At 56.3% G+C, this 11,807-nt stretch carries 12 protein-coding genes; 3 read left to right on the forward strand and 9 right to left on the reverse strand.

Annotated elements, in window-relative coordinates; all coding sequences use genetic code 11:
* Positions 1-28: 28 nt before the first annotated feature.
* Positions 29-994, reverse strand: coding sequence for a DNA-binding protein (locus R84865_RS00790; protein ID WP_435638578.1), 966 nt, complete (start codon positions 992-994; stop codon positions 29-31).
* 342 nt (positions 995-1,336) lie between these two features.
* On the opposite strand from R84865_RS00790, the gene R84865_RS00795 reads away from it, so the two are divergent.
* Both R84865_RS00795 and R84865_RS00800 read left to right on the forward strand, forming a co-directional pair.
* Entirely contained in the window at positions 1,337-1,582 is a 246-nt protein-coding gene (locus tag R84865_RS00795; RefSeq protein WP_435638579.1) for a hypothetical protein, read from the forward strand.
* Between the two features lie 122 nt (positions 1,583-1,704).
* Positions 1,705-2,118 (forward strand): SufE family protein, encoded by a 414-nt coding sequence (locus R84865_RS00800; RefSeq protein WP_435638580.1) that lies wholly within the window; start codon positions 1,705-1,707, stop codon positions 2,116-2,118.
* Between the two features lie 60 nt (positions 2,119-2,178).
* Here the strand turns inward: R84865_RS00800 and yidD are convergent, their stop codons facing one another.
* From yidD to R84865_RS00840, 8 genes are all read right to left on the reverse strand, one after another.
* Positions 2,179-2,451, reverse strand: a complete 273-nt coding sequence (gene yidD / locus R84865_RS00805) for a membrane protein insertion efficiency factor YidD (protein WP_435637078.1) — start codon at positions 2,449-2,451, stop codon at positions 2,179-2,181.
* Positions 2,452-2,470: 19 nt separating this feature from the next.
* Positions 2,471-2,917 (reverse strand): phosphoribosyl-AMP cyclohydrolase, encoded by a 447-nt coding sequence (hisI, locus tag R84865_RS00810; protein ID WP_435631551.1) that lies wholly within the window; start codon positions 2,915-2,917, stop codon positions 2,471-2,473.
* Positions 2,918-2,944: 27 nt separating this feature from the next.
* On the reverse strand, positions 2,945-3,421 hold the full coding sequence (locus R84865_RS00815) for a transcriptional repressor (protein ID WP_435631552.1): 477 nt from the start codon (positions 3,419-3,421) through the stop codon (positions 2,945-2,947).
* Between the two features lie 536 nt (positions 3,422-3,957).
* Positions 3,958-4,929: an HTH-type transcriptional regulator CysB gene (cysB, locus tag R84865_RS00820; protein WP_435631553.1), complete on the reverse strand. Its 972-nt coding sequence runs from the start codon at positions 4,927-4,929 to the stop codon at positions 3,958-3,960.
* Positions 4,930-5,237: 308 nt separating this feature from the next.
* The gene (locus R84865_RS00825; protein WP_435631554.1) at positions 5,238-6,545 is read right to left on the reverse strand and encodes a PQQ-dependent sugar dehydrogenase; all 1,308 of its coding nucleotides are present in this window, start codon (positions 6,543-6,545) and stop codon (positions 5,238-5,240) included.
* Positions 6,546-6,547: 2 nt separating this feature from the next.
* Complete coding sequence (locus R84865_RS00830) at positions 6,548-6,976, reverse strand: DUF2231 domain-containing protein (protein WP_435637074.1); 429 nt, start codon at positions 6,974-6,976, stop codon at positions 6,548-6,550.
* Positions 6,977-7,483: 507 nt separating this feature from the next.
* The gene (locus R84865_RS00835; protein WP_435638581.1) at positions 7,484-9,112 is read right to left on the reverse strand and encodes a purine-cytosine permease family protein; all 1,629 of its coding nucleotides are present in this window, start codon (positions 9,110-9,112) and stop codon (positions 7,484-7,486) included.
* A gap of 650 nt (positions 9,113-9,762) precedes the next feature.
* A complete protein-coding gene (locus R84865_RS00840; protein ID WP_435638582.1) occupies positions 9,763-10,422 on the reverse strand; it encodes an SGNH/GDSL hydrolase family protein in 660 nt (219 codons plus the stop codon).
* Positions 10,423-10,615: 193 nt separating this feature from the next.
* Here R84865_RS00840 and R84865_RS00845 point away from each other — a divergent pair, with 193 nt between their 5' ends.
* Positions 10,616-11,782, forward strand: a complete 1,167-nt coding sequence (locus R84865_RS00845; RefSeq protein WP_435638583.1) for a M20 aminoacylase family protein — start codon at positions 10,616-10,618, stop codon at positions 11,780-11,782.
* The last annotated feature ends 25 nt before the right edge of the window (positions 11,783-11,807 follow it).

Consider the following 11,807-nt stretch of genomic DNA (forward strand, 5'->3'; position numbering starts at 1 on the left):
CCGTGCGCAGCGGGACGTCGCAGCGCTGTTAGTAAATGAACGGCGGTACCGGAGTTCTCGACACGCGTTCTTGCAGCACGCGCAGCTCCATTTTGACACGATTCAGCTCTTTGCCACCTTCCTCTGCGTCTCGCTCCAGCCGCTCGTTGCGTGCACGCGTTTCGCTGAGCTGCTGTTCGGTCTGCTGGGCGCGCAGGGCAAGGTCGCGATGCTGGCGTTCTTCTTCCTGAAGTGCGCGGCGCTTTTCCTCGATTTGGCTGTTCAGGCGCTCCAAACGTTCCTCGAGCTGGCTATTTTGCCGACGCAGCTGTTTTTCGATATCAGCCTTTTCGCTGCGTGCACCATCAAGCAGTTGCATCAGCCGGTTTTCGCTTGCCTCATGGCGCGATTCCTCTTGTGCCAAGCGCTTGCGGTGAGCCGTTTCCTTATCCTCAAGGCTTTGCTGATGCTCGCGTTCCTGACGATCGCGCTCCTGGCTAAGCTGCTCGATCTGGGTATCGCGAAGCTTGAGTCGATGCTCGCGCTCTTCCAACTGAGCGCGCAGTTGGGTGAGCTCGCTTTCACTATGCGCCAGCAGCGAGCTCTTTTCTTCGAGTCGCGCGATCGTGGCATCGAGCCGTTCGCCCAACGCCTCAAGGCGCTGCTGCGTATCTTCGGAGCGACGATTGGCCTGATCAGCGTGGCCACGCGCTTCCTTGATGCTGTCATCTGCTTGGCGGCGATAAAACGCGAGCCCTTCATAGGCTTCTTCCTGCGCCTGTTGCCACAGCCCCAACAGCGCATCCTGCAAACGTTCAGGAATATTCTGCGGCAGCGGGGTGTCGCGGTTTTCTTCCCGCCGATTGCGCCATTCGCGCAGGTGATCGCTGATGGTGGTGAAGCTGCCGGTACCCAGCACATCGCGAATACGCTGCACGCTGGGGGCATCTCCACGCTGAATCAGCGTTTCGATTGCACGCTGCACATCTTCATATTGAATGCCATTTCGAGCCATGGTGGTCTCCACATTCGCTAAGTGCCCGATGCAGCAGGGCTGTTGTTATTAAGGCCGGCGCAGAAGCTATCATAGGCCAAGGAGGACGCCACATAGCGCGATTAATAACGCGCCCAAGCGACCAGCAAGGCGATATCATATTACGCGTAATACGTAATATGAACATACGTTACAAAATTTTTTGCACGCTTCCCTGTTTACTTTCGTCGATCATTGGTACAAAGCATAGTGCGACAACAGAATAAGCAAGAAAAAAGAAAAGCATCTATGCTAAGTGCCAACGCTTTCAACGCTAAGCTATTGCGCTTCAACGATTAATCGCAAGGGAAGGGGATAACATCGATGGGCACAACGCTATTAAGTAATGCAGAACTGAATGCCGCTCTCGCCGAGCGTACCGGTGAGTCGCAAGTAAACTACGTTGATGACGTCACTGCCACCATGGCACTGGTGTTTGCTAACCGTATTTCACTGCATTGGAACGGCAGTGAATGGGTGGCAACCGGGCGCTCACGCACGGCACGCAGCGACAATCCATTGCGCGCAGCGGTTATTGTGCTGGTGGATGAAACGCCTGTTCCTGCATAAGTGAAGGAGTGTAAGCGCACAGCGGGGCAGGTATCCGCTGGCGACGGCGTGAGCATCATAAGGTACTGAACATCACAGGGCTCACGCGCTATACTGCGCGTCTTAGGTGACAAGGAGCTTTCATGAGCAGTGCGCAGCAGGCAACCGCTGAATTACTCGAAGAATTCAGCTTCTTTGATAATTGGATGGATCGTTATCAGTACATCATCGACATGGGCAAGGCGTTGCCCAGCATGCCCGACGAGTGGGTGACCACGGAGTATCGTATCGAAGGGTGCCAGTCCAATGTATGGATTCATCATCAGATCGAGCAGGGTGTGCTGCATTTCGATGCCATGTCAGATGCCGCGATTGTGGCCGGTCTTATTGCCATCGTGCTGCGGCTTTATAACGACAAAACGCCCACCGACATCCTTGCAACACCCACCGACACCTTCAAGCAACTGGGCCTGGAGCAGCATCTGTCGCCCACCCGTAACAACGGCTTGCACGCGATGCTGAATCATATTTATACCACTGCCCAGCAGTATGCTTAGGCGTCATTAGATGTTGATAGAGCCGCACCACAGCAGGTGGGCGATAGGAAAATGCCAGCATCAACGATGCTGGCATTTTTTTTCACCCTCGGGCGGCACCATATCGACCCCACCAGGATGCCAAGGGTGGCATTTGACGAAGCGCTTCAGCGCCAGCCAGCTTCCCTTGAGAGGGCCGTGTGTTGCCAGTGCTTCTAACGCGTAGTTCGAGCAACTCGGATAGAAGCGGCAGCGTGGCCCAAGCATCGGGCTAATCACCCATTGATAAAAACGTATGGGGATCACCAGCGGTAGCACCAGCCAACAGCGCACACTACGAGCGTTGAATGTCATTTGCGTGCTACCTCATTACTCACGAATTCGCGTAAAGCTCGGCGGGATCGATGATCGGGTCGCTACACACCTCAACCTGCTGCTGTTCCACGCGCAGATAAAAACAGCTGCGCCTACCGCTATGACACGCGGGGCCGGTCTGGTCTACCTTCAACAGCAAGGTGTCGCCGTCGCAGTCGAGCAGCGCTTCCTTAAGCAGCTGTACTTGTCCCGAGCTCTCGCCCTTGCGCCATGGTTTACCCCGCGAGCGAGACCAGTAACACACTCGGCCAGTCGCCAAACTTTCTTCGAGTGCTGCGCGGTTCATCCACGCCATCATGAGCACTTCGCCAGAGTCATGCTGCTGCGCAATCGCGGGAATCAGGCCAGCCTCATTCCACGGAATGGCATCCAGCACGTTATCCGTAGCAAGCGTCGCACCGGATGCTTGCGCTTCAAGCGCGGAGAAGAACGTTGTCGTTGACACAAAAAGCTCCTTGCAGCGCACGCGCTGCTAACTGGCTGCCTGGTCGCGGCAATCGCCGCAAACGCCCGATAGCTCGATGGTTTGACGCTCCAGCGAGAAACCGTGGCGGCCCACCAGTTCGGCAAGTAGTTCGTTTACCTCCGGCTCGTGCATCTCTTCTACACGGCCGCAGCGTCGGCAGATCACCAGCTGAAAGCCGCTGCGATGAGTGGGGTTGGGCTCGGGGCATGGGCAGGCGATAAACGCATTCAGTGACTCAATGCGATGCACCAGGCCCTGCTCCATTAGAAATTCCAGTGCGCGGTAAACGGTGGGCGGACGGGCCGACGCATGGTCTACCGAAAGCTTGTCGAGCAATTCGTAGGCTTTCAAACCGCTAGGGGTAGCGCTTATCAGCTCGAACACGCGACGGCGAATCGGCGTGAAGCGCACTTTTTCATCACGGCAGCGCTGCTCTGCTATCTGCATCAATTGCTCTGCACTGGCGTTATGATCGCAATGCATTAAACCTCCGAACCAACCAAGGGTACGTTTATCTGTGCCTGAAAAGCCACGCACTGAACGCTTGGCGCCGCTGCGTCTTGTGTTGTGACAGCAAGGGAACGATGTATCGCAATGACACGCAATACATGCCGGTGCGGTGGGCGGGCAGATTTTCAGAATAGGATAAGTATATCACGAGTCGGCCACTACCATGAGCCGTCGCCGGGGGAAGGGCACTAACGAACTTGGTGCAGACCAATGGCAGCGCGAAGTCAGCGATATCAGCGATATCAGCGAAGGCAGGTAGCAGGTAGCAGGTAGCAGGTAGCAGGTAGCAGGTAGCAGGTAGCAGGTAGCAGGTACTCTATACTCTGCACTCTGATAGTAAGCGTCGAGAGGCGGGGAGCTGGATCATCGCAGGCGAGCGCCCGCAGGCAGGGAAGTTGCTTAGCGCGATTTAGGCGCAGGCGGCGACGCAGAGTCACGGCCTTTCAATCACCGGCGCCCCGCGCCTTGCCGCCCAATAGCGAGCTACAGCGGGAGCGCCCCAGCGGTGGCTAGCGGCCCGGTATCTCGATGCCGTCGAATAGCGCGGGAATATCGGCGCTGGGAGTCGTGAGTGCTTCTTCAACCGTCGCAGCATCGAGATGGCCGGCAAAACGGTTGATGAAGTCGAACATGTAGCGGCGCATGAAGGTACCGCGACGCAGCGCCAAGCGCGTGGTGGAAGGGGTAAACAAGTGGCTGGCGTCGATGGCGGTAAGGTCGCTGTCGCGCTCATCCTCTACCGCCATGTGCGCCACGATGCCCACGCCCAAGCCAAGTCGTACATACGTTTTGATAACGTCGGCATCCACCGCGGTAAGCACCACTTCAGGCGTTAGGCCGGCCGTCTGGAAGGCGTCATCCAATTGCGAGCGACCGGTAAAGCCAAACGTGTAGGTGACCAGCGGGTAATTGGCGACATCCTCCAACGTTGGCTTATCGAGCCCCTCCAGCGGATGGCCTTCCGGCACCAGCAGCCAGCGGTTCCAGCGATACGCCGGCAACGATACCAAATCGGCATACATATCCAGCGGCTCGGTGCAGATAGCAATATCCGCCTGACCATCGGAGACCATTTGGCCAATCTGGCGCGGCGTACCCTGATGAATATGCAGCGAGACATCGGGATAGCGCTGGCGGAATGCTTTGATGATGGGCGGCAGGGCATAGCGGGCCTGAGTATGAGTGGTGGCAATGGACAGGCTGCCCTTGCGCTCATCGCTGTGCTCCTGGGCAATCTGCTTGATCTTGTCCGACTTGCGCAGAATTTCACCAGCAATATCGATAATCTGCTGGCCGCTTTCGGTTACGTGACTGAAATGCTTTCCGCGTCGCGCAAATATCTCAATGCCCAGCTCTTCCTCAAGCTGACGAATCTGTTTGGAAACGCCCGGCTGTGACGTGAACAAATTGTTCGCCGTAAGTGAGACGTTGAGATTGTTGGCGGCTACTTCCCAAATGTAGCGAAGCTGTTGCAATTTCATGATTCACCTTGCCCCGAAATATCGTTCAATAATTTCATGCCAGCGGTGTGCGCAACCATGCCGAATGCCCATCACCATTCCCTGTGAAGCGTATTTGTCATATTGAACGTCAGTTTTGTTCTATATAAAAAGAATAATAAAGGATTCTCTTATTACCATATTGAATAAAACCTCTATTCTTCGCGCGGCAGCCGCTATCACGGGGTCGACAGCGCTCGACGATAGCTACCGACGGTCAGCAGCGCTTTTCCTTCAGGCAAAAAAAAGCACCCTCAAAAGAGGGTGCTTTCCACGGCTGAAAGAGGCGCTTAATTATCAGCTGACACTTTCCAGACCGTGTTGCCCACATCGTCAGCCACCAGCAGTGAGCCGTCCTGAGTTTGAGCAAGACCCACCGGAGCACCGTGCAGTTTGCTCTCATCGTCAGACAAGAAGCCGGTAACCACAGGCTGAGGCGAGCCAGCCGGCTTGCCGTCGTGGAACGGAATGAAGACGACCTGATAGCCACTCATCGGCGAGCGGTTCCAACTACCGTGTTCGCTGACGAATACACCGTTGCGGTACTTCTCTGGCAAACCATTGCCGCGCGAGAAGTGCACGCCCAGCGCCGCGACGTGAGAGCCTAGCGCGTAGTCAGGCGCAATAGCGCGCTCGACCAGATCAGGACGCTGCGGCTGAACACGAGTATCGACATGCTGACCATAGTAGCTGTAGGGCCAGCCGTAGAAGCCGCCATCCTTCAGCGAGGTCAGGTAGTCGGGCACCAGATCGCCGCCGATTTCGTCACGCTCGTTGGCCACGGCCCACAGTTTGCCGGAAGTGGGTTCCCAATCCAGCGAAGTGGGGTTACGCACGCCGGAAGCGAATACGCGGCTGCCACGTGTTGCAACGTCGATCTCAAGCACGTTGGCACGACGGTATTCTACTTCGAGACCGTTTTCGCCCACGTTACTGTTGGAACCAACCCCCACATAGAGCTTGCTGCCGTCGGGACTTGCCAGCAGCGATTTGGTCCAGTGGTGGTTGATGGTGCTGGGCAGATCAGCGAACTGCTCAGCATCAGCGGACATTTTGGTTTCATTTGGGTTGTAGTGATAGCGCAACAGACCGTCAGTGTTAGCCACGTAGAGGTCGTTACCCACCAATTGAATACCAAAGGGTGAATTCAGGTTTTCAATATACGGGTACTTCTTGTAGCTGCCATCGTCCTGAGGGCGTAGCAGCGTAACGCGGTTACCGCCTGTACCGCTTTTGCCCGAACGCGCCATTACCTTGTCGGCAATCAACTGCTTGGGCGAGGTAACCTTCTCAGTGCCAGGACTATTGCCTTCCACCACCAGAATGTCGCCGTTAGGCAGCGGCAGCACCTGACGCGAGTGCTCGAAGCCATCGGCAACCTTGGTAATTTTCAGGCCTTCAGGCACCTTGGGCGATTCGTCGTCCTGCCAGCCAGCGCGCTTGGGCACGTGAATGGGCGGCATCAGATAGTTTTTGGCTTTCGGCAGCGGCGGTTGATCGCCCGTTTGCTTGGAGCCGCCTAGATCGGCTTTTTCACAACCGCTCAACACCAATACTGCGGCGATACCACCCACGAGTGCCAGGGTAGACTTATGCATGATTATTTACCCCCCTTGGGTCCGCTTGCGTTTCCGGCCAGGCGACCAATCACCAGCAATGCGACCGTCAGCACCGACAGCCAAAGCCCCGTCGGCATGGTAGCGAACGCATCGCGGCTATGGACGAACGCATTGAAGATTGCCGCAATAATGGCCAGTGCGGTAAAGGTGAAATCAAAACGCACACCCCCTGAGGCACCGTAGCGGGGCATCCACGTCAGGAACAGATTGATTAACCGTGGAATGATGGCCGCTAGCAGGCCAAATACCAGTAACCAGGCAGCTCCTTTGACATACATGATTTCAGCGGTGTTGTAATAGATCGCGTCGAAGATCAGCGCAGCAACAAAAGCGCCATACGGAATGGGATCGAGCAGCGAAAACAGCAACCACGCCCAACGTGGGACGGGTCTAGACGAAGTGGACGTCATGTGGAGCTCTCCTTGAACGGTTATTATTGCGCTTGCACGCTTATTCGCGCCTTGCACTTACGCGTTACTAACGCATCAACTCAACGTTAGTAAGAAATTAGCAATTGTGCACCAATTTCAGCGCTACCGTGCCACACAAAGGTAGTTTTCCGCCACTACCGATCGTAACGAGATGTGCCAGGCTGCGCGTGATAAGCCGCTGGAAAGACACCACCATAGAGGGGGTGGAGGATGTTAGCGGCAGCCGAGCCGGGATGCGACAGCGCGACTCGAGCCGGCGAATCGATATTCGTTCAAGGGCCGGGCAGCGTTGCCAAATGTGCAACATTTTGGGACACGGCATCAGCTGATAGTGCCGCTGTTGCTACCGCCTTGGTAGCGCTGATTGACCCTTGATATCCACCAGCCAATAGCGCGAGCCGGTTCGGCGGTGTTTCACGCTTCGCATAGCGACAGCACGAAAAGCCCCGCATCAGCGGGGCCAGGTGTACGGCAGGGCTGTTAGCGCTAACGGCGTGCGCGGCTATCGGTAATCATGCACAGCGAGCACACCACGCTATCCAATGCCAGTGAATGAAGCACATCGGGACGCTCGTAATCGACACCGCAGCAGGCGCATCGATAAATACCGGCGGCGGGGGTGCCATCCGGTTCGAAGCGGGGTTCGCTAATGCCATCGTCCTGGCGTTTCAAATAGAAACGTCCGCGTGTCAGGATAGCCAGAAGCGGTGTTGCCACCAGTGCCATCACAATCGCCACCAGCGGTGAGTAGGGCGCCAGCGTGTCGCCCAATAGCCCGAAAAACGCCATGATCGACAGCAGTGCCGACAGCACAAACGAAAGCGTCCCTACCGGGTTGATGTTATAGAGCATGGTGCGGCGATATTCAGGACGCAGCGGCGACAGCTTCAGCAGATATTTGTTGATTACGATATCGGTGGCGACTGTAACTACCCACGCCACTGCACAGTTGGAATAGAAGCCAAGAATATTGCCAAGCATCTCGAACATGTTGGCTTCCATCAGCGCCAACGCAATCGCCAGATTGATCAACACGAACACCAAACGTCCCGGATAGTGTCCGGTAATACGCGTGAAGGCGCTGGTCCACGCCAACGAGCCGCTATAGGCGTTAGTCACGTTGATCTTGATTTGGCTGATGAATACCAGAATCACCGCCAAGGTGAGCGCCAGCCATGGCGGCATTAGCAGGCTAAACGCCGAAATGAATTGCTGGATAGGCTCCGAGGCACCGGCAACGCCTGATTCAGCAACAATATAAACCGCCAGCAGGGCACCAATGGCCTGTTTGAGCGCGCCCAGAATAACCCAGCCCGGACCTGCAGCAATTACCGCGACCCACCAGCTACGTCGATTTTCAGCGGTACGAGTAGGCATAAAGCGTAGGTAGTCGACCTGTTCTCCGATTTGAGCCATCAGCGACAGAGCCACACCGGCAGCGATCATCACATTGGCGAAATGAATACCGCCGTCGCTGTTACCGGCATAGTGAAGCCAATCGCTTACCACCGTTGGCTGCGAGTAAATCAGATAGGCGACCGGGCCTACCATCAGCACCAGCCAGACGGGGGTGGTCCACACCTGCAGCTTGCTCAACGCCTTCATGCCGTAAATCACCAGCGGTATGACGATCAGCGTCGAAAGCAAATAACCCGCCCACAGCGGTATACCCAATCCTATCCGCAGCCCCTGGGCCATGATCGAGCCTTCGGTGGCAAAGAAGATAAAGGTAAAGGTGGCAAAGATGATGCTGGTAAGCACCGAGCCGAAGTAGCCGAAGCCTGCGCCGCGCGTTAGCAGATCAAGATCGATGTTATAGCGCGCGCAATAAAAGGCGATGGGCAGACCGGTCAGGAAGATAACCAGCGCAGCCACCGCGATGCCGATCAGTGCATTCAACGAGCCGTTAGTTAAGCCGATGGTGGCGCCGATGGAAAAGTCGGCCAGATAAGCAATACCGCCGAGAGCAGTAATTGATACAACCGCAGGGCTCCAGCGCCGGAAACTTCGCGGCGCATAGCGCAGCGTATAGTCTTCAAGGGTTTCGTTGGCAGCGCTGGATGAGTTACCTGCTTGCGCAGTTGGGGGCACCGAATTGGAAGCATCGATGGTCATGAGTAGCAAACCTCTAACATTATTATGAGTTGTTATACGTAAGCGAAGATGCCTCAAGCGCAGTATCGCTGGCAAGCAAAACCACCGGCATGGATTATTTTGCGCAACCAGCGGCGTTAATCGCCGTCACCGCACCCGATCGCAACACCGCGCGCATCGCCAGATCATTGGCTTCTGGGCTTATTGCGCGGCATTAAAATGCTATCTGGTAAACAGTGAATTTCAGTTATGGCAGCGCGGTAGGGCGCAGAGGATTGATTAGTGGCAAAGCGCAGCGGCGTGGAAAATGGTACCAGCAGGGCTGTGAGAAGGGGCCGCCAGCAATGAGCGCGGGCTAGCATGTCAGGAGCTCGAGCAATTGGTCAGCGTAACGGCGTGGCATGGGCTCGGATGAGTGATCGGCCAGGGCGGCGCGATAGGGCTTGGACGACGGTCGGTTAGCGTCGCGGTAAAGGCTCGAAAGAGTGGGCAGAGGCAAAGCGCAGCAGCAAGACGAACGTTGCCAGCAGGGCTTTGAGAAGGGGGACTTCTAACCCTGAATTTCAGTCGGACAACGCGAGGGACATACCGTTTTACGTGGCAGCCAATGTAAAGGCACACAGATGGCCAGAGTCAGCCAACTGTGTGCCAGAAACCGCGAGGAAGGGTGATTAAGCGGATAGTAAAGGCTTCACCTGCGCAGCTAGTGCTTCGCCGAGCTCGCGGTTGTTTTCGCGGGTGAAATGAATGCCATCGACGCCATCCGTTGAGATGACGCTGCCCGCGTCGAAAAACGCTACGCCCATGATCTTGGCAAGGGTACGGTAGCGTGAGGCAAGCTGTTGGCTTTTCTCGGTGCCGCCGTCGAACATATCGGCAAACCAGGGTTGATCAAGAGGTCCCAGCGGAGGCGGAGACACGACCAGTACCTGCGGCGCGGGATAGGCCGTACCGCCAGCGTACTGGGAGTCCTTCACCTGACCAACCAGCTGCTGCATGCCTCTGGCAATATCGTAAGGAGTGCGCTGGAGGTACCCCTTGGTATCGTTGGTGCCCAGCATGATAATCACCAGATCGAGCGGCGCATGGCTGCCCAGCGTTGCTGGCAGATAATTAGCGCCATTCAAACGACTATCGAGAGGATCATCTATATTAGTGGTGCGCGAGCTCAGCCCTTCTTCGATAATCTCTACCTCAGCGCCCAACTGCGCCGCCAACACGCCGGTCCAGCGCTCGCCGAATGGGTAGCGGGTGACTGGCTTGCCTTCTTCATCGGGTACATGCCCCCAGGTAAGAGAATCGCCAAAGCAAAGTATTCGTTTGGTTACCATCCAGCGCGTACTCCCCAAGCGTTGATTCAACGGTGAAATGCCTAAGACCACGGATCTTTCCGCGTCATTTTAATCATCGTTCGTGCGCGCAAAGCGCCACGCAAAACAGAGTAACAACTGCCATACTTGTAAACTATAAGACGTAGGCCCACTAGCGTTGGGTTGTAAATTGACCACCAGCAGGAAGTTCTCAATGACAATAATAATGCCTGAATTCTTACACCAATCGCTGCCCAGCCTGATCGAGCTGCGGCGCCACCTGCATCAGCACCCTGAGCTTGGTTTCGAGGAATTCGCCACTAGCGATTTGGTTGCGCAGCGCCTCGAAGAATGGGGCTATGAGGTGCACCGCGGGCTGGCGGGTACCGGCGTGGTAGGTCAATTGAAGAAGGGCACTGGCTCACGCAGCATCGGTCTGCGCGCTGACATGGATGCGCTGCCGATCAACGAAGAGACGGCGCTCCCTCATGCCAGCAGCGTGCCCGGCAAGATGCACGGCTGTGGTCACGATGGCCATACCGCCATGCTGTTGGCGGCGGCACACTATCTGGCTGAACACGGCAGCTTCAACGGCACGCTCAACGTGATTTTTCAGCCTGCGGAAGAAGGGCTCGGGGGCGCTAAACGCATGGTCGAGGAAGGGCTGTTTGAGCAGTTCCCTTGTGACGGCGTATTTGGCCTTCACAACGCGCCCGGCATTCCCGTGGGCAGCTTCGCACTGCGTGAAGGGCCATTCCTGGCGTCGTCTGACTCCTACATTATTACCATCCACGGAAAGGGCGGGCACGGTGCCTTTCCGCATACCACCACTGATCCAGTCGTTGCCGCCGCGCATATCGTTGTCGCGCTGCAGTCGATCGTTGCGCGTAATGTGGCACCGCTCGACACCGCCATTATCACGGTGGGGGCCATCCACGCGGGCGATGCGCCCAATGTGATACCGGGAACCGCCGAGCTGCGGCTATCGGTGCGCGCCCTTAAACCGGAAGTACGGGACCTGTTAGTGCAGCGAATCCGCGAACTGGTAACGGCTGAGGCCCAGGCGTATCGATGCACTGCCACGATTGAGACCCGCTCCAGCTATCCGGTGCTGGTGAATGACCCGGCATCCACCGAATTTGCGCGTGACGTAATATTCGACCACTTCGGAGAGGAGAACCTTAATTACCCGATGGCACCGGTGACCGGCAGCGAAGATTTTGCCTTCATGCTCGAGGCCTGCGAGGGGGCTTATGTTTTCATGGGGAACGGCGGTGATGGCAAGATTTCACTACACAGCCCGTACTACGACTTCAACGATGAGGGGCTGGCGTACGGTGCTTATTACTGGATAAAGCTTGCGGAGCGCTTTTTGGTCTAACCTTTACCGTTGCAGCGGCACAATG

It is taken from the genome of Carnimonas bestiolae, assembly GCF_051251145.1.
Classification (GTDB): Bacteria; Pseudomonadota; Gammaproteobacteria; order Pseudomonadales; family Halomonadaceae; genus Carnimonas; species Carnimonas bestiolae.

Bases quoted from the DNA above. Each gene is read 5' to 3' on its own strand.
- R84865_RS00815 (WP_435631552.1), bottom strand. From the start codon at position 3,421: ATGCATTGCGATCATAACGCCAGTGCAGAGCAATTGATGCAGATAGCA.
- R84865_RS00840 (WP_435638582.1), bottom strand. From the start codon at position 10,422: ATGGTAACCAAACGAATACTTTGCTTTGGCGATTCTCTTACCTGGGGG.
- R84865_RS00830 (WP_435637074.1), bottom strand. From the start codon at position 6,976: ATGACGTCCACTTCGTCTAGACCCGTCCCACGTTGGGCGTGGTTGCTG.
- yidD (WP_435637078.1), bottom strand. From the start codon at position 2,451: ATGACATTCAACGCTCGTAGTGTGCGCTGTTGGCTGGTGCTACCGCTG.
- R84865_RS00800 (WP_435638580.1), top strand. From the start codon at position 1,705: ATGAGCAGTGCGCAGCAGGCAACCGCTGAATTACTCGAAGAATTCAGC.
- R84865_RS00825 (WP_435631554.1), bottom strand. From the start codon at position 6,545: ATGCATAAGTCTACCCTGGCACTCGTGGGTGGTATCGCCGCAGTATTG.
- cysB (WP_435631553.1), bottom strand. From the start codon at position 4,929: ATGAAATTGCAACAGCTTCGCTACATTTGGGAAGTAGCCGCCAACAAT.
- R84865_RS00835 (WP_435638581.1), bottom strand. From the start codon at position 9,112: ATGACCATCGATGCTTCCAATTCGGTGCCCCCAACTGCGCAAGCAGGT.
- R84865_RS00795 (WP_435638579.1), top strand. From the start codon at position 1,337: ATGGGCACAACGCTATTAAGTAATGCAGAACTGAATGCCGCTCTCGCC.
- R84865_RS00790 (WP_435638578.1), bottom strand. From the start codon at position 994: ATGGCTCGAAATGGCATTCAATATGAAGATGTGCAGCGTGCAATCGAA.
- R84865_RS00845 (WP_435638583.1), top strand. From the start codon at position 10,616: ATGACAATAATAATGCCTGAATTCTTACACCAATCGCTGCCCAGCCTG.